General features: G+C 48.8%; 17 protein-coding genes. 10 read left to right on the plus strand and 7 right to left on the minus strand.

Going from position 1 to position 19,398, the window contains the following annotated elements; all coding sequences use genetic code 11:
• Window positions 1-222 precede the first annotated feature (222 nt).
• The 7 genes from MTO69_RS07260 (at window position 223) to MTO69_RS07290 (ending at window position 8,291) form a co-directional block, all read left to right on the plus strand.
• Window positions 223-1,194 (plus strand): tripartite tricarboxylate transporter substrate binding protein, encoded by a 972-nt coding sequence (locus tag MTO69_RS07260; protein WP_248327879.1) that lies wholly within the window; start codon window positions 223-225, stop codon window positions 1,192-1,194.
• 202 nt (window positions 1,195-1,396) lie between these two features.
• Window positions 1,397-1,915 carry a tripartite tricarboxylate transporter TctB family protein gene (locus MTO69_RS07265; protein WP_248327881.1) on the plus strand — a complete coding sequence of 173 codons (519 nt, stop codon included), beginning with the start codon at window positions 1,397-1,399 and terminating at the stop codon, window positions 1,913-1,915.
• Between the two features lie 17 nt (window positions 1,916-1,932).
• Entirely contained in the window at window positions 1,933-3,459 is a 1,527-nt protein-coding gene (locus MTO69_RS07270) for a tripartite tricarboxylate transporter permease (RefSeq protein ID WP_248327882.1), read from the plus strand.
• A 134-nt stretch (window positions 3,460-3,593) separates the two neighbouring features.
• Window positions 3,594-4,994: a TolC family protein gene (locus MTO69_RS07275; protein ID WP_248327884.1), complete on the plus strand. Its 1,401-nt coding sequence runs from the start codon at window positions 3,594-3,596 to the stop codon at window positions 4,992-4,994.
• A gap of 9 nt (window positions 4,995-5,003) precedes the next feature.
• A complete protein-coding gene (locus MTO69_RS07280; protein ID WP_248327886.1) occupies window positions 5,004-5,981 on the plus strand; it encodes an HlyD family secretion protein in 978 nt (325 codons plus the stop codon).
• Window positions 5,982-5,994: 13 nt separating this feature from the next.
• Complete coding sequence (locus MTO69_RS07285) at window positions 5,995-7,155, plus strand: ABC transporter permease (protein ID WP_248327888.1); 1,161 nt, start codon at window positions 5,995-5,997, stop codon at window positions 7,153-7,155.
• On the plus strand, window positions 7,155-8,291 hold the full coding sequence (locus MTO69_RS07290; RefSeq protein WP_248327890.1) for an ABC transporter permease: 1,137 nt from the start codon (window positions 7,155-7,157) through the stop codon (window positions 8,289-8,291). Before MTO69_RS07285 ends, MTO69_RS07290 begins: the two co-directional genes overlap by 1 nt.
• Window positions 8,292-8,332: 41 nt before the next feature.
• On the opposite strand, the gene MTO69_RS07295 is transcribed toward MTO69_RS07290, so the two are convergent.
• Both MTO69_RS07295 and MTO69_RS07300 read right to left on the minus strand, forming a co-directional pair.
• Window positions 8,333-11,044 carry an EAL domain-containing protein gene (locus MTO69_RS07295; protein WP_248327892.1) on the minus strand — a complete coding sequence of 904 codons (2,712 nt, stop codon included), beginning with the start codon at window positions 11,042-11,044 and terminating at the stop codon, window positions 8,333-8,335.
• A 130-nt stretch (window positions 11,045-11,174) separates the two neighbouring features.
• On the minus strand, window positions 11,175-11,561 hold the full coding sequence (locus tag MTO69_RS07300) for an ATP-binding protein (protein ID WP_248327894.1): 387 nt from the start codon (window positions 11,559-11,561) through the stop codon (window positions 11,175-11,177).
• A 129-nt stretch (window positions 11,562-11,690) separates the two neighbouring features.
• Between MTO69_RS07300 and metA the strand changes: the two genes are divergently transcribed.
• Window positions 11,691-12,632 carry a homoserine O-acetyltransferase MetA gene (gene metA, locus MTO69_RS07305; RefSeq protein ID WP_248327896.1) on the plus strand — a complete coding sequence of 314 codons (942 nt, stop codon included), beginning with the start codon at window positions 11,691-11,693 and terminating at the stop codon, window positions 12,630-12,632.
• Between the two features lie 192 nt (window positions 12,633-12,824).
• Window positions 12,825-13,490 carry a tetratricopeptide repeat protein gene (locus MTO69_RS07310; RefSeq protein ID WP_248327898.1) on the plus strand — a complete coding sequence of 222 codons (666 nt, stop codon included), beginning with the start codon at window positions 12,825-12,827 and terminating at the stop codon, window positions 13,488-13,490.
• On the opposite strand, the gene MTO69_RS07315 is transcribed toward MTO69_RS07310, so the two are convergent.
• From MTO69_RS07315 to MTO69_RS07325, 3 genes are read right to left on the minus strand one after another with little or no spacing between them, the layout of a single operon-like run.
• A complete protein-coding gene (locus MTO69_RS07315; RefSeq protein ID WP_248327900.1) occupies window positions 13,487-13,675 on the minus strand; it encodes a hypothetical protein in 189 nt (62 codons plus the stop codon). The two genes, MTO69_RS07310 and MTO69_RS07315, sit on opposite strands and share 4 nt — an antisense overlap.
• A 36-nt stretch (window positions 13,676-13,711) precedes the next feature.
• Window positions 13,712-14,764 carry a 23S rRNA (adenine(1618)-N(6))-methyltransferase RlmF gene (gene rlmF / locus MTO69_RS07320; protein WP_248327902.1) on the minus strand — a complete coding sequence of 351 codons (1,053 nt, stop codon included), beginning with the start codon at window positions 14,762-14,764 and terminating at the stop codon, window positions 13,712-13,714.
• Window positions 14,761-15,270, minus strand: a complete 510-nt coding sequence (locus MTO69_RS07325) for a M48 metallopeptidase family protein (protein WP_248327904.1) — start codon at window positions 15,268-15,270, stop codon at window positions 14,761-14,763. The genes rlmF and MTO69_RS07325 overlap by 4 nt, the downstream gene beginning before the upstream one ends.
• Before the next feature lie 126 nt (window positions 15,271-15,396).
• On the opposite strand from MTO69_RS07325, the gene MTO69_RS07330 reads away from it, so the two are divergent.
• The gene (locus MTO69_RS07330; protein ID WP_248327906.1) at window positions 15,397-15,627 is read left to right on the plus strand and encodes a glutaredoxin family protein; all 231 of its coding nucleotides are present in this window, start codon (window positions 15,397-15,399) and stop codon (window positions 15,625-15,627) included.
• A 4-nt stretch (window positions 15,628-15,631) separates the two neighbouring features.
• Here the strand turns inward: MTO69_RS07330 and MTO69_RS07335 are convergent, their stop codons facing one another.
• Window positions 15,632-18,073, minus strand: a complete 2,442-nt coding sequence (locus MTO69_RS07335; protein WP_248327908.1) for a PAS domain-containing hybrid sensor histidine kinase/response regulator — start codon at window positions 18,071-18,073, stop codon at window positions 15,632-15,634.
• 9 nt (window positions 18,074-18,082) lie between these two features.
• Window positions 18,083-19,309, minus strand: coding sequence for an ABC transporter substrate-binding protein (locus tag MTO69_RS07340; RefSeq protein WP_248327910.1), 1,227 nt, complete (start codon window positions 19,307-19,309; stop codon window positions 18,083-18,085).
• Window positions 19,310-19,398 lie beyond the last annotated feature (89 nt).

The raw sequence follows: 19,398 nt of genomic DNA on the forward strand, positions 1-19,398 counted from the left end.
CGGCTTGTTTATTTTCTTGCCCCAACTCCCCCTGTGAACTTTATGAACAAAACCACCAAAATACTCAATATTGTTTTTATCAACGCATTACAGACAAAGATTTAACACGTCATTAACCTTAAGCACATCTATCCGCAAGACACCCTTCCTTGCGACTAGATCATCGATAACGATAAGCCCGCTCTCAATGAAGAGTAGGTATAAACATAAGGAACGTGAATCATGTTTAAGGTATTCAAACCCACACTGGCGGCATCCATCATCGCTGCGTCTTTTTCATTCAACGCTTTTGCAGCAGATGTAGAGAAAATCCACTTTTTAATCCCTGGCGGCGCTGGCGGTGGTTGGGATATGACGGCACGTGGCACCGGTGATGTGCTGGTCAAATCTGATATCGTAGAAAATGTCTCATTCCAAAACCTATCTGGCGGCGGCGGCGGTAAAGCGATTGCCCACCTCATCGAAACCGCTGAGCGTCAAGAAGATACTCTGATGGTTAACTCGACCCCTATCGTGGTTCGTTCACTGACAGGTATTTTCCCGCAATCATTCCGTGACCTGACGCCTGTTGCCGCGACTATCGCAGACTACGGCGCTATCGTGACCTCGGTAGACTCGGGTTACAATACTTGGGAAGACGTCGTTAAAGAGTTCGAATCTAACCCACGTAAAGTAAAAATCGCTGGCGGCTCTGCTCGCGGCAGCATGGACCACCTAGTCGTTGCGGCAGCATTTAAAGGCGAAGGTTTTGATGCGAAGAAAGTTCGTTACATCGCTTACGATGCAGGCGGCAAAGCCATGGCAGCGCTGCTCTCTGGTGAAACCCAGCTTCTTTCGACAGGTTTGGGCGAAGTGCTAGAGATGTCGAAATCTGGTCAAGTTAAGATCCTTGCTGTAACAGCACCTAAACGCCTCGATGCAGCGCCAGACATTCCAACTCTGACTGAATACGGTAACGAAACCGTATTTGCTAACTGGCGTGGTTTCTTCGCAGCCCCTGGCGCAAGCCAAGCAAAAATCGACGAGTGGAACGCTGCGCTCACTAAGATGTACAACACTGACGAGTGGCAAGTAGTTCGTGACCGCAATGGTTGGATCGATAACTACAAAGCGGATAAAGATTTCTATGCATTCCTTGAAGATCAAGAGAAGCAGATGGGCGATCTGATGCGCGAGCTGGGTTTCCTAAAATAAAAAGCTGAACTACTTAGAGGGTGGCGAGTACACCCTCATCCCCTTTTCGCCGTACATGAGTTCCATACAATCTCCTCTGTTTATTCGTAAGCAGTTAGGCTTTTTGACTAGCAGCAAATGGCCTATTTGTTGGTGAAACATGCTCATTAACGCTCTTGTACGGCTTTTTCTTTTCCTGCCTGTTACCTAAATGGAGTTGGATATGTCGGACTTGCCAACGAACTCTTTCAACAAAGGGAGCTTTCTCAGCAAAGAGAACCTCCTGTGCCGCGATCGTGTTGGTGCGATGATATTTTTGATCGTTTGCCTCTGCTACGGCTATCAAACGACTCAAATCCCCCTGTTCCCGGGTGATGAATACGAACCGTTTACGGCTCGCACCCTGCCCACCATATTAACTTTTATCGGGATAGGACTCTCCTTACTTCTTCTTGTGATGGGTCAACCTGATGTAAAAAGTGGCGCCGTGATGGGCTTCAACTGGAAGTTACTGATTGGTTTTTTATCACTGATGGCGCTATACGGTGTTGGACTGACCTACATTGGGTTCGTGCTTGCCACCAGTTTATTCTTATTGGCCGGCTTTTATCTGTTGGGTGAACGACGTAAAAAAGTGCTGCTTGGCGCTTCTTTTCCGTTCGTGCTCGCTTTCTACCTGCTACTTACCCAAGGCCTAGATATCTACTTAGAGCCTGGTGTTATTTTCACCCTGTGGTCGTAAATTAAGGAAATGACATTATGTTAGATGGAATCTTACAAGGCCTATCCACCGCAGTCATGCCGATGAACATCATGATGGTGATCGTTGGTTGTTTTGTCGGTACATTTATTGGCATGTTGCCGGGTTTGGGCCCTATCTCAGCGATCGCGCTGATGATCCCTATCACCTACGGACTCGACCCTTCATCGGGCCTAATCTTGATGGCTGGCGTTTACTACGGCGCGGTATTTGGCGGTTCTACATCGTCCATTCTTATCAATGCGCCGGGCTGTTCTTCGACAGTCGTCACTGCGTTTGACGGCTACCCAATGGCGCAAAAAGGCCAAGCGGGTAAAGCACTGGCTTTGGCGGCCTACTCGTCGTTCACTGGTGGTACATTGTCGGCCATCATGTTACTTGTTGCAGCGCCTGCACTAGCCAGTGTCTCACTAAGCTTCCAGTCTTCTGACTATTTCGCGCTGATGCTATTGGGTCTGTCTGCCGTCGCCGCCTTTGCTGGTAAAGGGCAAGTAATCAAAGCATGGATGATGACCATTCTTGGCTTGATGCTTTCAACCGTCGGCATCGATAAAGGCGTCGGTGTTGAGCGCTTCACTTTCGGTCTGACCGATTTGATGGATGGCTTTAGCTTCCTATTGCTGGCCATGGCGACGTTTGCCCTTGGCGAAACGCTGATGGGCATTCTCAAGCCAGAGAAAGACACCAGCGCCGAAGAGCAAGACAAAATGAGCAATATCGGCAGTATGAAGGTGACCAAAGAAGAGATCAAAGAAGTGGCACCAGTGTCAATTCGTTCATCCATTCTTGGCTTCTTTACCGGTGTTCTTCCGGGTGCAGGTGCAACGATCGCGGCTTTCCTAAGCTACGGCATGGAGCGCAATATCGCGCCTAAGGATAAAAAAGAACAATTCGGTAAAGGCAGCATCCGCGGCTTGGTGGCGCCTGAGTCTGCTAACAACGCAGCGTCAAGTGGGTCTTTTGTACCACTGCTTACGCTGGGTATCCCAGGTTCAGGTACCACAGCCATCATGCTCGGTGCATTGATCGCGTATGGCATTCAACCAGGCCCGCGCCTGTTCGTTGAGCACCCAGATGTATTCTGGTCGGTGATTATCTCTATGTACTTTGGCAACATCGTACTGGTTATCCTTAACTTGCCACTGATCCCTTACATCTCAAAACTTCTGGCGGTACCGAGAACTGTGTTGCTGCCGATGATTCTGTTCTTCTCGATTACCGGGGTGTACTTAGTTTCCTTCAACACCATGGATGTGTTTATCATGTTGTTGATCGCGATGGCAGCGATTGCGCTCAGACTAGCAAACTTCCCTCTTGCCCCGCTTTTACTCGGCTTTATTCTTGGTGGTTTAATGGAAGAAAACTTACGCCGCGCCCTAATGATCAGTGATGGCGAGTTGAGCTTCTTGTGGGAGCGCCCGATTACCATGACATTTACTATTTTGGCTGCGCTAGTACTGTTTAGCCCTGTGTTGGTCAAACTGTTTCAAAAGCTAAAACCGTCACCGAATAAAGCGGTGCAGTAATCTGCGATAACATCGACAAGGGGAACGTTATGTTCCCCTTTTTTGATCGCGTAACATGGTGTTGGTTGAATTGCCCACAACAGATTTAGAGTATATACTCTAACTTTGCTATTGTAATCAATTAGAGTGCCACTATGTCATCGCGTCGAATCACAACGCTGCTCGCATGCCTAAGTATCTATGCGCCCGTTTCGCATTCTGCTGCCATCAGCTTTGAACAAGCCTGGCAGTTGCTGCAACAAGAAAACCATTCTCTGGCGGCTCAGCGTTCGAATGTCGAGCGATACCAACATCTGGAAAATGCCACCGACAATCTAAACCTTCCCAGCGTCACTCTTGGCGCTAATTACACCCGACTTGATCGCGATGTAACCGTGACAGGCAAACAACTGTTCGAAAGCACAGGGCAAACACTGCCCAATTTGGGCCCAACATTCAATGCCTTGATCGCCAACTTGGGCGATGTCACCTCTACTATCAGCGAACGCGACATTTTTAGCTCTTCAATACGCGCTGTCTGGCCCATTTTTACCGGCGGGCGCATCAATGCGGCGCAGTCAGCCGCAGAAGGAAAAAAACAGCAAGCGCAAAGTGAGCTGGCGATGGAAACTCAAGCGCGCTTTGAAGATCTGAGTAAATACTACTTTTCGGTGCTGCTGGCACAAGATGTGGTGGCAACCCGACAGCTGGTTGAACAAGGACTTCGCCAACACAGGGACAATGCGCTGAAACTCGAGCAGCAAGGTCAAATCGCACGCGTCGAACGTCTCCAGGCGCAATCGGCACTAGACAACGCGATCATTGAACGCAAAAAAGCCGAGAAGAGTCTCGAAATCGCGCAAACTGCGCTGACTCAAATCCTCAATCAACAGAGCGCTGTTGAACCATCGGATAGCCTTTTCATCAATACCAACTTACCGGATCAGCAACTGTTCGTTGACCAGACTCTGGCAACCTATCCAGGTCTTTCGCTGCTCGATGCCAAAGAGAAGCAAGCCACCAGCTTGATCAAAGCTGAGCAAGGCAAGTACTACCCAGAAGTCTATCTATACGGTGACTACAGCTTACACAGCGATGATTCGCTCGCAAGCCAGATGAAGCCCGATTGGCTGGTTGGCGTTGGGGTTAATATCCCACTTATCGAGAAAACCGGACGCAGCGAGCAGGTTAAAGCGGCCAACAGCGCCGTCAACCAAGTTCGCTATCTCAAATCTCAAGCGAAACAAGACTTATCTGTGCTGGTGAAAAAGACCTACCTCGAGGCGCAACAGGCACAAGAGGAAGTTCTCGGCCTTGAATCGAGCATCGAACTAGCTCAGGAAAACTTAAAGTTACGCCAAAAAGCCTTCTCACAAGGGCTTTCCACTTCGACGGATGTGGTCGATGCTCAGCTGTACGTTGCCAAAGTACAAACCCAAAAAGCCGCAGCCAGTTTCAACTATCTCATTTCACTGTCGAAGCTACTTGCCCTCTCCAGTGAGATGGATGCATTCAATCAATATCAACGCAATGCGCTAACGACTTCAGGTTTATAAGGGTCCACAATGAAAAAAGCCAAATCACTCCTTCTTTCTGCGGCTGCACTGAGTGTGGCGTCTTGGGTCGGCTACAGCTTTTATCAAGCATATCAACCACAGCCAGTTCGTCTTCAAGGGCAAATCGAATCTCAGCAGTACAGTATTTCGTCTAAGGTGCCGGGTCGAATCGACCAAATTTTGGTGCGTAAGGGCGACAAAATTGAGCAAGGCCAACTGATCTTTACTCTGCACAGTCCAGAAATTGAAGCCAAACTCGAGCAAGCCAAAGCGGGCGAGAAAGCGGCCGATGCTATCGCTCTGGAAGCGGAGAAAGGCGCACGTACCCAACAGATTCAAGCGGCGAAAGATCAGTGGCTAAAAGCCAAAGCCGCGTCTGCTCTGATGGAAAAAACCTACCTTAGAGTCAATAACCTATATAACGAGGGCGTAGTCGCCGAGCAAAAACGCGACGAAGCGCGTACCCAATGGGATGCGGCCAAATACACCGAAAGCGCGGCGTTTCAGATGTATCAACTTGCCCGGGAGGGCGCGCGTAGCGAGACTAAGCTAGCAGCTGCGGAGAAAGCTCGTATGGCAGCAGGCGCCGTTGCAGAGGTAGAAGCGTACGCCCAAGATACTCGCATCGAAAGCTGGTTTAAAGGTGAAGTGTCTCAGGTACTCCTGCAAAGTGGCGAGCTGGCTCCGCAAGGATTTCCTGTCGTGACGGTGATCGATACCGAAGATTCCTGGGCGGTATTCAATGTGCGTGAAGACTGGCTCAAACATTTTGCTAAAGGCGAACTGATCAACGCCTATGTACCCGCATTAGAGAAAAGCATTGAACTTAAAGTGACCCATATTGCGGTAATGGGTGACTTTGCTACATGGCGCTCGACTGACGCCTCTCAAGGGTTTGATCTACGTACATTTGAAGTTGAAGCCAGACCCACTCAACCCGAGCAGCAACTGCGGATGGGAATGAGCTTGGTGGTTGAATTAGACTGAGACTGAACGCGTCATGCACGAAACAAATCTAGCGCAAATTCCGATCATCCAACGCGATAAATGGTTGCTCTCTTGTTTAACCTGGGTGCCTATTTTATTGGTCCTGCTGATATGGGCGATATTTTCACGCGGCATTGCCCGTGATCTACCCATTGGGGTGGTCGATCTGGACCACAGTCCGCTGTCTGAGCAACTGACTCGTTATTATGACGCCACCTCAAGCATGGCGGTGCAATCGCACTACAGCAGTAGCATGGAGGCAAAAAAGGCTCTGGTGGCTGGAGAAATTTATGCGTACGCCGTGATCCCAAGCCAGTTCGAACGTGACACCTATAAGCAGCTCGCGCCCCAAGTCAGCGTGTTTTACAACAGTCAAATGATACTGATTGGTAAAGTATTGAACTCAGCGTTTGTCCAGGCACAATCAACCCTCAATGCCGAACTCGCCACGCTTGGCACTCTAAGCCAAGGTAACGCAACATTAAGCTCTGCGATGGGTAAAGCGGTGCCGATTCGCAGCCAAATCACCCCGCTATTCAACAAAAACTCCAACTATGCACAGTTTTTGGTGTCGGCGGTCGTCCCGGCGTTGTGGCAAATCGTGATTGTAGTGTCAACGATACTGATCCTCTCCGCCAATTTGCGCGACCACGGGTTAACGGCGTGGCTGGGACAACAACCCATGTCTCGCCTGTTTAATACCTTACTGCCCTATACTTGGGTATTTGCGGCGCAAGGCATGGCCTTTTTGTGGTGGTTCTACTTAGGCTTTAAGTGGCCAATGAACGGCAGCTTTATCTTGTTACTTCTTGCACAAAGCGTGACGATTGTGGCTTGCATGATCATGGGGTGCCTGTTCTTCTTTTTAACCCTGGACGCGGCGCGGGCGATGAGCTTCGCTGGCGCGTTTACCGCGCCAAGCTTTGCCTTTATGGGGATCACCTTTCCTGTATCCGATATGAACAGTTTGGCCCAAGGTTGGCGCAGTTTATTGCCCATAAGTCACTATATCGAAGTTCAGGTCAGCCAGGTGAGTTATGGACTGACGTGGGCCGAATCAGCACTGCACCTGATACCGATGCTGGGCTACGTTATCCCACTTGTTTTGGTGGCTAAACTCATCGACAAACATCTCGATAACGCTGCCCACTATCAACCTGGCGGGAGTCATTGATGAAGTTATTACTGCTGCTGAAAGCCGAGCTGAAAGCGATTTTGACCAACCCTGTGGTGGTACTCACCGTGTTTGGTGGAGTCGTGTTTTACTCGTTTCTCTACCCCTTGCCATACAGTCAGCAAACCCCTCGCGAGCAACTCATTAGCGTGGTGAACCTCGATAAAAGCCAAACCAGTTATCGGCTAGAGCGTATGGTTGATGCGACACCACAAGTAAAAATGGTGCAGCGTGACTCAAGCATTGAAGCGGCGAGACTCGCTTTCCTTAATGGAAAGATCAGTGGGATCTTGGTGATTCCCGAGCATTTCTACAAAGACCTAATGCTCGGTAAAAGCCCAACGTTAGCTTATGCTGGCGATGCCTCTTACTTTCTGGTCTATGGCACCATAGTTGAGGGGCTCGCACAGGCCGGTGGCACACTTGCGGCGCAAACGACCGTTGCTAAGCTGATGTTGGATGGCACCCCACTCTCCCAAGCCAGCGAGCAATATGCGGCCACCAAAATCAATATGAAACCAACCTTTAACCCCAGAATGGGCTATGTCGATTATGTGGTGCCAGCGGTATTCGTGTTGATTTTGCAACAGACTCTGGCCATGGCGGCAGGGCTTGTGGTCGGGACACAAAAGCAAGGGCGTGGTTACTGGGTTAAAGTCTCAGCGGCAAAACTGTTATTTGCCCGTGGCATCGTGTTAGTGAGCATCTATTATCTGTTAACCCTGTACTATTTTGGTGCGAGTTTTAGCCTACAAGGTGTGAGTCAACTGGCGCAAAAAGCCGAACTGTTGACGTTTGCTTTGCCTTTTTTGATCGCCACCTTCTCTATCGGTATTTGGTTGGGCTCGATTACGCCGAGAAGAGAGTTGGTGACGCTGGTGGTGTTGATTAGCTCGATGCCACTGATTTTCAGTGCCGGATTTATTTGGCCGGTGGAGATGATTCCCGCACCTATCGTTTGGCTGTCGCAGTTGTTTCCGAGTACCCCTGCGATCCAAGGCTTTTTGAGGCTTAATCAGATGGGCGGCAGCTGGCAGAGCGTGGCACATGAGTATGCCCAATTGTGGGGGCAATGTGTTATCTGGAGCATCTTAGCCTACTGGGCGTATCGCCAAGCGCTGGAGCATAAAACCTAGCAACGCCCAATAAATGGCCCAGCTTCTTCTGGGCCATTGGTTTATTTTTGCACTATCGCCAATATATCACCGGCTGGCATGGGTTTATAAAAGTAGTAACCCTGGATCTCCTCAATGTTCCAATTGCGCAATTTACGTAGTTGCGACGCGCTTTCCACGCCTTCAGCGACGGTAGTTAACCCAAGCTCTTGTGCCATATTGGCGATATGACGCACCAAACTTTTCGCCCGATCATTAGTATCTAACTGATCAATGTAGGATTTATCCAGTTTAACGATATCTAACGGGTAGCTACACAAGGTGGTAAACGATGAATAGCCGGTACCAAAATCATCAAGCGCAAACAACACGCCTTGCGCTTTGATCTCATCCATTAATGCCACAACTTCGCTCTCTGGCCCCATTAAGATACTTTCAGTCAGCTCGATAACAAGCTGGCCAGCACCAATCTGGTATCGATCGATCAAATCTTCCAGATAAGCACTAAGCAAAGAGTGGTAGAAATGCGGGGCGCTCAAATTGACATGCACCGAGAACGGTTTCCCGCCGTTTTGCGCCTGAATTTGATTAACCTGTTGAATAAACTCACAAGCTTGGCGAAGGATTTGCTCGCCTAACTCAATCACTAAATCGGCCTGTTCGGCCAAAGGAACAAAAATAGCGGGAGATACAAAACCCAACTTAGGATGTTGCCAGCGAGCGAGAGCCTCAAAACCGGTGATTTGGCCACTCTTGCTGTCGACTATCGGTTGATAGTAAGGATAGATTTCACCACTATGAATGGCACCCGCAATATCGCGCTTAATCGCGGCAGCAGTCTGAGAGCGCTCAAACATATCTTGAGTCACACGCTGAATCGACACCGAGCCCTTCTCACCCTTGTGATTTTGCACCGCGTAACTGGCCGCCTGCAACAAATGGTTAAAGTCGTAATCGCTCAGCTCAGGTGGCACAACACTCACATGACAGCGCAGATCCACTTCCACCCCATTCACCTGCTGCTTCTCTGACAGCTCTTCATGCAACCTCATCGCTCCCCACAGCGCCTCATCAAACTGACGGTGAGTCGCTACCAAGGCGACAAACTCATCGGCACTGAGGCGACCAACACGAAAACGGGCCAGTTTGCTCTTGATTAGTGCTGCGACATACTTTACCGCTTCGTCATACTTCTCATGACCATAAACATCGGCAATCACATTAAGGTTGGGAATCGAGAAATAGATAAATGACAGCTCTTTCGCTTCCAGCTCTCGAAATTGCTCAATAATCGCCTTTCGATTCCATAGGCCAGACAACGCGTCTCGCTCAACCAAATCTTCAATCAGTTTGGCCTGCTGCTTCTTCTCGCGCACATCACTGATGGAGAGCATCACCGCATCTTCTCCCTGATAGGTGATGCGGCTCACTTCAATATGACAGTCAACTTCCACCCCTTGGCTGGTCAGCATCTGCGCTTCAAATTGCGTCTCACCCTTGGCAAACTGGCGATACATCACATCAATTTGGCACTCTGGTTGGTCTGTCTCTGCGCAAAGCAAATCCAGCGGTTGATGCAGCAACTGCTCCCGTTGATATTCGAGCAGAGAAAGCGCAGTTTGGTTGATATCGATAATCGCCCGCTCGCGAATCAGAATCATAGCAATGCTCTTACTTTGGTACAGGGCGTCAAACTTGTGCTGCGCATCTTGCAAACGCGCGTGAGCCTGCGTGGTGTTGGTAGCCAGCGCTTGTACTAAGTTTGATAAGCGCTCTAACTCATCTTTACTCGGTTTATCAAAGCCATCGAGCTTGTATGCCTCAAACAAGGCACTGAGGTCGCGCTGTAAATCGGAGAATCGGTGCGCAACACGACGGCGGAAGGTTAAAAAGGTGATCAGAGAAATAGCGACAGTCACGACGGCGAGGGCCGCCAGCAGATAGTAGAAAATGACATTGCCTTTATTAAAATAGGCTCGGCTGATCGTGGTTTTGATGGTCGCCACGGGAGAGCCTGACAATCCCACAACATTGACCCATTCCGTCATCGTATCGCGCTGTTTTTTTATCTCACGATGGGGAAGAGTTGGTGTCTGGTGTGTGTGTTCTACAACAGGAGCGATCTCATTCTCTGCGATCAGAATCGATTGAAAATCACCGGGAAAACGTTGCGATAGATTTTGTCCCCAGATCAACCAACCCGATGAGCCAGACTCACCTTCGCTGTCTCGCACCGGCGTTAAGCTGATATTCCAGATCTCGTCTTCCACCAATATAAGCCCACTTTTAGCAGCGCGCGCCGCATCTAATACACCATTCATTAAGTTGATGTGGCGCATTACTTGAGGGTGGGTTGCGACCCACTGTGCCAAGTGTTCAAAATGGGTATGATTGTCGTCTGCGACACTGGCCACCATTTGCCCTTTCAAATCACTGATCACCATCAGGTCGAGGCCAAGGGCATCGAGTCCGTCTTGAGACAAATTGCGTTCAATAAAGCCGTTGATATCGGCCCCGAGAAGCAGTTGATGTGTTTCATCCCAGTAAGCCCAGTCATAGGAGCGCCCCTCAATATCGCTGCTAAGCCCAACAATCACGCTGTGAGCTTGGTTACTGGCTTGTTGGAGCTCGCTATTTTCTAGATCATCAATTGCGAGGATAAAGAAATAACGGGTGATCAGGAGGCAGCTTAGGGTGACCCCCATTAATCCAAGGATAAAATAGAGCGCGGTCTTGGTTTGCAGGGTTGGGTTGAACAGTCGAAACGGATTCATTCAAAGCGGAACAGTATGATTAGATTAGTGAATACTATAACAGCAAATCACAATATACGTTGATATTGATCCTAATTTTAGATGTATCAATAGTGCAGAGTTGCGCGATAACCCGATCTTGTCCAGAAATTTAATCACTCTCCCATGTTTGCCATCGACGTTTCATTTTGTCGATGGTTTCGGGCTCGACATCGTGAATCGTACCAAAATCGTCATGACACTCTATGACTTCAAACTCGGCCTGGTAGCGTTTCGCCATCTTAAAGTAAGGCGCAATTTCCCAGCGACGTACAAAGGTGTTCGAGACCACAACATCTTTTCCCTGTTGTAAGCAGCGTCGAGTTTGATCTTGGCACCATTGGTGCGCCTGTGTCAGTTTGCTGGGCTCAAAGTAGTACTCTCCCGCTTGATTAACGAAAAACATATCGGCTTCGAGGTGTACCGCGTCAAGAGTCTTAGCCAATGTGCTTTTACCTGATCCAGGCAAGCCACGGATTATTGTCAGTTTTAATCTCATAAACAGTCATCATGCTCACTAGAGCGAGAATGTTATTACAAGTTGAGGATAAAATGCTATCGACATATCGATAAGCTTGGGTTAAGTTTAGAAGTATAGACGTCCATAATTACGCTTAGGGAGTAAGCTGTGCCGATCAAGATCCCCGATCAATTACCTGCATCTGATGTGCTACGCACTGAGAATATTTTTGTCATGTCTGAGTCTCGCGCTTCGACACAGGAAATTCGTCCGCTCAAAGTGCTGATTCTCAACCTCATGCCCAAGAAAATTGAAACGGAAACACAGTTTTTGCGCCTGCTGTCCAACAGCCCGCTTCAAGTTGACATTGAGTTGTTGCGCATTGATGACCGCCCAAGCAAGAACACTCCGACCGAACACCTCGACAATTTCTATCGCCAATTTGAAATGGTCAAAGGTCGCAATTTCGATGGTTTGATCATTACCGGAGCGCCGCTGGGCCTGGTACAATTTGAAGATGTGATCTATTGGGAGCATCTACAAACCATTATGAGTTGGGCCAAAGATCACGTGACATCGACCCTCTATGTATGTTGGGCCGCTCAAGCGGGGCTGAAGTTACTGTACGACCTACCCAAACGTACGCGTAAAGAAAAGCTCTCTGGCGTATATAATCATCAAATCCACCAGCCTTTCCACCCGATTTTGCGCGGGTTTGACGATACCTTCTTGGCACCACACTCACGCTATGCAGACTTCTCTCCAGAATATCTTGCGGAACATACCGATTTGGATATTCTCGCGACCTCGGATGTGGCCGGTGTGTATTTGGCATCGACCAAAGATAAGCGCAATGTCTTCGTGACCGGTCATCCTGAATACGACTCGCACACTCTGCATAACGAATATATTCGCGACTTGGGTGAAGGCATGGAGCCAGCAATTCCGGTGAACTACTACCCGAATAACAACCCAGACAACAAACCGGTGGCCAGTTGGCGCAGTCATGGCCATTTGCTGTTCGCCAATTGGCTCAACTATTGTGTTTACCAGCAAACCCCATACGATCTTGACCACTTCAGTGAAGCCAACTTCACCAAAGATGACTAAGCAACAAAAAAAGCAGCGACATCGCTGCTTTTTTTGTTTTTACTGTTTCGTGAACAAAGAGACAGGTTGACGTGAAAAGTTTGTTGTCTTAGTGGTAGCGTTCAGATCACATCGCGTATTTCGCCGCTGCTAAGCTGGGGTTCGGACTGCAAACCGGCGTAATTTAACGGTTTTCGCTACTCGTTGATAAATATGGCTATTGTTCGACTTTTTCTGTTACTGCTTGTCACAGCCTGTGCCCCACTCTCACAACACCCCACCAATAGAACAGATAAGCAGTCTCAAGCTGACGCTCGAATTACACTCGGAATGGAGTATCTGCAACTTGGCCAACTCGATAGAGCCGGTCAAAACTTTGAAGCCGCGCTCGCTCATGCTCCAAACTACTATCGCGCACAACTGGCCCAAGCCATCTATTTGCAACACGCTGGGCTCGCCGATCTTGCCGGGCAACGCTATCAAACACTGCTCGAGCAACATAGTAGGCAACCTGAAGTGCTGCTCAGCTATGCAACGTTTCTGTGTCAGCAGCAACAGTTTCAGCAAGCACACGCTTGGTTTGAAAAATCGCTTCGTCATGCCCTAGCATCGCAGCGCGTTGCCAATTATCAAAACGCCGCCTTATGCGCCATCAAGGCAGAGAATCACCAGCAGGCAGGCACTTATCTCGTCCACGCACTCGAGTATCAACCCAATCGACTCGACCTTCGCCTTCATTTGGCTCAAGTCGCGATTAACACCGGAGACACAGAGCAAGCTGCAGCGCAGTTGACCATAGTAGAGTCGCACCATGGTGCAAGTCAGGCGACACAAGCCTTATGGCAAGAAATCCATTCGCTGGAAAGAGCAGACCGCTAGCGCCGCTTCGAGTGGTGAGTGTTTCTGCGGCGTTTCACTCGAGAGACACGTTGAATACGTTGATACTCCCGATAAAGGATATAGATAAATCCGCCAAGGCCAAGCAGCAGTAGAACAGCGAACAGCCAGAGAAAGCTATGACAAATCCACTCGGGTTCACAGGGCATATAGATCTCAAACTCCATCGCATCCCCCTTAAAACCGATTGATTTCGATATGAATTACACTTTCTCTCTAATCCACTGAGCTCGCTGCTCTGAGCTATGGAAGGTCCAAGCAATAAAACGACTCACTTTTTGCCCCTGACTCATCTCAACAATATGCACTTCTTTGGCGCCCGCTTTCTCTAGATTTTTTCGCATCCAGCGGACGTTCTCTTTTTTAGAAATCAGACTACTGAACCAAAGCACCTGCTGCGCAAAATCTCGACTCTCAAAGGCCATGTTCTTGATAAAGGCCGCCTCGCCGCCAGGACACCAAAGCTCGGCTTTTTGTCCGCCAAAGTTAAGTATAGGTGAAGAGTGGCCAGCCGATTGCGACTTAGCTTGACCGCGCTTGGTTTTATTACGCGCCAAGTTTTGCACTTTACGCGCACTGCCTTGCTGCGCTTCTTGCAGTGATTTGTGAAAAGGCGGATTGCAGGTTGTCACATGGTAAAATTCACCGGGTTGAATAATGCCTTTAAACAGGTAGCGAGATTGCTTTTGCAATCGCGCTTCTACCATGTCTTTGAGTGAAGGGTTTTGGCTAGCAATCATATTGGCATTCTCAATTGAGCGCGCATCAATATCACTGCCAACACAGCGCCAGCCATAAACACGCGCACCTATGATTGGGTAAATACAGTTGGCCCCGACACCAATATCTAAGGCATGCAATTGTTGCTGCTGCAATTGAGGTAAGTCGCGTAAAACCAGCTCATTAAGGCGATGAATGTAGTCAGCTCGACCTGGAATGGGTGGACAGAGAAAGCCTTGCGGAATGTCCCAAACAGTCACTTGATAATGATGGGCAAGCAGCGCTTTATTCAACATTTTCACAGCCTGCGGATCAGAGAAGTTGATGCTCTGCTCCCCTTTTGGGTTGCGAATTACATGCGTTTTTAACTGCGGCACGGCTGCGACCAAGGCCTTAAAGTCGTACCGACCTTGATGACGATTATCTTTGTGTAGCCCCGGCTTACTTTTATGATTGACGATTTTCATTTGCGGCAATGAAGCGCGGCTCGACGTTGATTTAGGCTGATTCGAATTGGTGTTGGCCTTAGGGTTCATAGTGATTTCTGCTTGCTGGTTTCGAGGTAAATCATAAATAGTCGAGCATCAAGCTCTAGCTGGTGGTAATCAGGCTCCATATGACAGCAGAGCTGATAAAACGCTTTGTTGTGCTGCTTCTCTTTGAGATGCGCCAGTTCATGCACGACCAGCATTCTCAATAGTGGCTCTGGCGCATTCTTAAACACATTGGCAATCCGAATCTCGTTTTTGGTTTTGATCTTGCCACCATGAACCTTAGATACGTATGTGTGCAACCCGAGCGCGTGGTTAATCAAATGAATCTTGTTGTCGTACACCACTTTGCTTAGCGGCGAGGTCTTCTTCATGTAGCGATTTTTTATCGTCATCGTATAGTCGAACAGCGCCTTCTCACTTTTTATGTCGTGGTTGTGCGGATAGCGTTGCTCAAACCAAGCGACCAGTTTGCCCGACTCAACCAACTGAGTTACTGGAGTCACTATATGTTCTGGATAACCTTGAATGTATCTTAGGCAGGGATGCATGCTGTCAAAAACCTAGCTCAATCCAAAGGGGCGCTAGTTTACCTCAATCCGACTTGCCATTCATGACCTTTTCATTAAACTCAGCGACAACGATTTATTCAGGGTCTGTTGACCTAGGCATCCACAATGAAAAGACTCGTCCTCTATGTGAAAGATAAATGCCCGCACTGCAAAGATGCGCAGCGCTATCTTGATTCGAAAGGGTATAAATACCGATTGACCAACGCCAAAATGCAGCGTGGTCGCAAAGAGCTCGACGCCATCGGCGCACGCTCGCTACCGGTACTTAAGATTGGTGACCGCTATATGATTGGCTGGAACGTCAACAACTTTGAGAAGATGTACAACAGCAAGTGATCGACTAGCCCACCACACCCTGTTCACGACTCGAGGCGGAACTGCGCTGGGTTAGATAGAAAACTTCATCCAATTTTGCTGAGCTGATTGGTTTAGTGATCACTTCTGCACAACCTACTGCCAGCATTTTTTGCCTCGTCTCTTCAAATGCATCGGCAGTACAGCCTATGATGACGGGATTGGGTTCAAGCGCTAGCTTCACGATAGCTTGTGTCGCTTTAATTCCATCCATAATCGGCATATGGTTATCCATCAACACAAAGTCGAAATGCTGCTGTTTGACCATCTCTAACGCTTCTAAACCGTTTACCGCGAGCTGATGGCTAAAGCCTTTTTTGCTCAAGAATCGACCAAGCACAATGGCATTGACCCGAGTGTCTTCGACAATCAGTACCGACATCCCAGTACCATCAAACACTTGTTGACTAAAAGCGGGCTCTGAATGCTCAGCTTGGGTGATTGAGATGGGGATTTTCACTATGAAGGTACTGCCGAGTGTGGGCATACTGTCCACCTCTACTTTGCCCTTCATTGCTTTAACCAACTCCGAAATGATCGCTAGCCCTAGCCCTGTTCCACCAAAACGGCGCGTCGTATCGGTTTCAGCTTGACTAAATGGGTCAAAGATCAACGCTTGTTTATCGCGACTGATGCCAATGCCGGTGTCTTTCACTTGGATTTCTAGCCAAGCGCCGTTACTGTAATCGTTAACGGCCAGATCGAGCGTCACACTCCCTTTAATGGTGAACTTCCAAGCATTGTTGAGTAGATTTTGTAAGATTTGCATGACTCTTGTTTCGTCAGCCAAAATGTGAACATCATCTCTGAAATGACAGTGGCAATGGAAATCCAAGCCTTTTTCTTCACACAAAGGTTGGTACATGCGTGATAGCTTGTCGGCCACCATTTTCAACGAGAAGTCCCGCGGCTCTAGATGCAATTTACCCGATTCAATTTTCGAGAAATCTAAGATGTCGTTAAGCACCTCCAACATATGGCGTCCCGAGCTTAAGAACGTCTCGATATACTCTTGCTGTTCTTGATTGAGTGGTGTGTGCTGCAGCAACTCGCCAACCCCGAGGATACCGTTCATTGGTGTTCGTAGTTCATGGCTCATGGCCGCGAGGAACTGCGACTTCGCGATGTTAGCGGCATTCGCTTCGACGGCTTTCTGCTCTAGGCTCTCTTGCAGCTCTACCCGCTGAGTGATGTCGCGTTCGACCGCCATAAAGCCCTCAAGCTCACCCTCTTTGTCGTAAAGCGGGGTTAAGGCTATTTCAATCCAGTAAAGCGCTCCTGATTTGTTGTAGTTAACCAACTCAAAAAAACCGTAGCGACGATCATCAATCGCCTCGCGAATCGCTGCCGTGGTTTGTTTATCTGTTTGCTCACCTTGAAGAAAATCGCCTGGTCTTCGCCCGAGCACTTCTTGTTCGCTATAGCCCGTTAACTTTTCGAAGGCATTGTTGACCCAGACGATCTTAGCCTCTATGTCAGTGAACACCACCGCATCTCGCATGTATTTTACCACTCGCGCAAGCCTAGCCGATTCGGCCTCGCGGCGTTGAAGCTCTCTAGATTGCTCTTTAAGTTGTTGCTCTGATAGAGATAGCGCCTGAAATGGCGAGACCAGTACCTTGCGGCCCAAAGCGACCAACACCACTAGCGCAACGAAAGTCGCAAATAACATCCCCTTCAAAAGACTTTGCACGAAATTGTGTTTTGCCTGTTCTACCAAACTTGGTGAGTAGGCGTACAACATCGAGAAGGTGGTGCCCTCTATCGGTTGTTCCATGATAGGCCAAGAGTGGGGGGAAGACATGCGCCAGTCCATGTTAGGCTGCGCTAAACCAAACCAGTAATATTGATCACTGCCTAAGCCAGAGAAAAAGTCTCGCTCACTTAATGGCGTGATGTAAGTGGCGAGCCCTTCAGAAAGGCCGTTGTACTTGACCGGCAAGGTGACCATCAAGTAACTGCTTTGCTGCTGGGCAAAGATCGAATATGAGTGGCGTTCGAGTAGACGTTCACTCTCTACCCCGCTTTCAATAAAATCAATCACCTGAGCGGGTAGCGCCAACTCTGAGTAAACTCGTTCACCTGCAAAGTCGTACACATTGACATAGGCCTCACTGGTTACGGGTTTGAAGCGAGAAAGTTGATCGTAAAATGCGCTCGGGTTTTCAACCCCCTCTAATACCGCCCCCAGCAGCAGGGGATGCTCGACGATGTTAGCTAAACGGTCTCGTCGCGCATCCATATACTCTTTGACATAACGTTCTACGGTTGTAATTTTGCTTTTTACACTCTCGTTGATCACCACTTGGGCCGTTTGCTGAGCTTGATGCTGAACAAAGACTAGGCTGGTAATCAAAAAGACACACGCGCCAACAATGATGAACAGCGCGAAAAGATGCATCCCATTTTTTTTGTCAAACTTGAGCATTACTACCCCTTAGTTGGCGCCAGCCGTGGTGTGACTGAGCAGCTTGACGGCGTTTTTCTCGTCATAGTAAGCCATGCAGTAGTCTTGACTCCCCAAGGCTTCATGAGCATCGATATTGTCTTGGCTATAAGCTGAAAAAGGTCGGCGATACTCTTTCACTAACCCCTGAACTGGCTGCTGCAGAGTTTCGAGTGCCTGTTTGAGCATCTTGCGGTTTAATACCATGTCTCTGCCCAACTCGACACTCGACGCCGCTTGAATAAACACTTTTGACAAGTCGTAACCATGAACAAACCCCGCCGGCGCGTCGATATTGGGCTGACTGAAGGTATCCGGAAACAGTTTTTGCGCGTTGCCAAACACTTGCTGACGAAAGTCGTTCATCTCTGAGCTATAGAAGTTGAAGCAAGACTGGACAAAACGCAAACTGGCTTTTTCACGCACCTGGTAAGGAACATTGTCTGCAAACTGACCACCAGTGATCCCCCAATGGCTATATACCGTCATTGTCTCCCCGACTTCGGATACCGCTTCGATAATGACTTTACCCTCGCGAGCATTTGAGACCATCAATAAGCATTCAGCGCCTTGTTGCTGGGCCTGACGAACAATAATGCGCACATCCGAGGCCTTTATTCCCCAATCGAACCAAGCGGTCTGCACCTGTTCCGAGCTATCATCGGGCAGCGCTTTCATCATTGCCTTAAAGTTAGATTTCCCCCATCCCGTATTCTCTAGCACCAAGTGAGGTTGGCGACATTGCTGGGCGGCAGCGTAATCGACCAGAATTTTGCCTACCTTTGAATCGTCGACAGACAGACGGAACACATAATTATTGCTGGAGTCTGGATAACGGGTAATCGGCGTGCCAGCTGCCCATGGAACCAGAGTGAGCAATCCGGATTGGTTGATGAAGTCGCGGTATTTAATCAACGGAGGTGAATGCATCCCAGCGATAAACACCAGCGCATCTGGGTCGTTTAGAAAGCGATCCATGTTCTTTTTGCTGCGCTTCACGTTGCCCCTGTGATCGGTGACAACAAATTCGACCGGCACCCCGTTGATTTGGTTGTCGACCTCAGCAAAAGCGACTTTAACCCCCTGCTCTATCGAGCGCGCAGACTCGAGATGCCCAGTTCGGTCTGCGTCGAGGTAAATCTTGAACACACTCGGTGCAGCCAACGCACCGCCGCTCATCATAACTGAAAGCGCTAACCAAACGACATATCGAAGCATAGTATTCCCTAACCATTGAATAATAGAGTTATCATTAGCTTAGGTGAGTGTGGCGGTTTTGCCAATTTGAGCTTCATTGCCCACACAAT

The organism is Vibrio sinaloensis (genome assembly GCF_023195835.1).
Taxonomy (GTDB): Bacteria; Pseudomonadota; Gammaproteobacteria; order Enterobacterales; family Vibrionaceae; genus Vibrio; species Vibrio sinaloensis_C.

Excerpts from the sequence above, each read along its gene's own strand:
- MTO69_RS07260 (WP_248327879.1), top strand. The coding sequence starts at position 223 with ATGTTTAAGGTATTCAAACCCACACTGGCGGCATCCATCATCGCTGCG.
- MTO69_RS07265 (WP_248327881.1), top strand. The coding sequence starts at position 1,397 with ATGTCGGACTTGCCAACGAACTCTTTCAACAAAGGGAGCTTTCTCAGC.
- MTO69_RS07270 (WP_248327882.1), top strand. The coding sequence starts at position 1,933 with ATGTTAGATGGAATCTTACAAGGCCTATCCACCGCAGTCATGCCGATG.
- MTO69_RS07275 (WP_248327884.1), top strand. The coding sequence starts at position 3,594 with ATGTCATCGCGTCGAATCACAACGCTGCTCGCATGCCTAAGTATCTAT.
- MTO69_RS07280 (WP_248327886.1), top strand. The coding sequence starts at position 5,004 with ATGAAAAAAGCCAAATCACTCCTTCTTTCTGCGGCTGCACTGAGTGTG.
- MTO69_RS07285 (WP_248327888.1), top strand. The coding sequence starts at position 5,995 with ATGCACGAAACAAATCTAGCGCAAATTCCGATCATCCAACGCGATAAA.
- MTO69_RS07290 (WP_248327890.1), top strand. The coding sequence starts at position 7,155 with ATGAAGTTATTACTGCTGCTGAAAGCCGAGCTGAAAGCGATTTTGACC.
- MTO69_RS07295 (WP_248327892.1), bottom strand. The coding sequence starts at position 11,044 with ATGAATCCGTTTCGACTGTTCAACCCAACCCTGCAAACCAAGACCGCG.
- MTO69_RS07300 (WP_248327894.1), bottom strand. The coding sequence starts at position 11,561 with ATGAGATTAAAACTGACAATAATCCGTGGCTTGCCTGGATCAGGTAAA.
- MTO69_RS07310 (WP_248327898.1), top strand. The coding sequence starts at position 12,825 with ATGGCTATTGTTCGACTTTTTCTGTTACTGCTTGTCACAGCCTGTGCC.
- MTO69_RS07315 (WP_248327900.1), bottom strand. The coding sequence starts at position 13,675 with ATGGAGTTTGAGATCTATATGCCCTGTGAACCCGAGTGGATTTGTCAT.
- rlmF (WP_248327902.1), bottom strand. The coding sequence starts at position 14,764 with ATGAACCCTAAGGCCAACACCAATTCGAATCAGCCTAAATCAACGTCG.
- MTO69_RS07325 (WP_248327904.1), bottom strand. The coding sequence starts at position 15,270 with ATGCATCCCTGCCTAAGATACATTCAAGGTTATCCAGAACATATAGTG.
- MTO69_RS07330 (WP_248327906.1), top strand. The coding sequence starts at position 15,397 with ATGAAAAGACTCGTCCTCTATGTGAAAGATAAATGCCCGCACTGCAAA.
- MTO69_RS07335 (WP_248327908.1), bottom strand. The coding sequence starts at position 18,073 with ATGCTCAAGTTTGACAAAAAAAATGGGATGCATCTTTTCGCGCTGTTC.
- MTO69_RS07340 (WP_248327910.1), bottom strand. The coding sequence starts at position 19,309 with ATGCTTCGATATGTCGTTTGGTTAGCGCTTTCAGTTATGATGAGCGGC.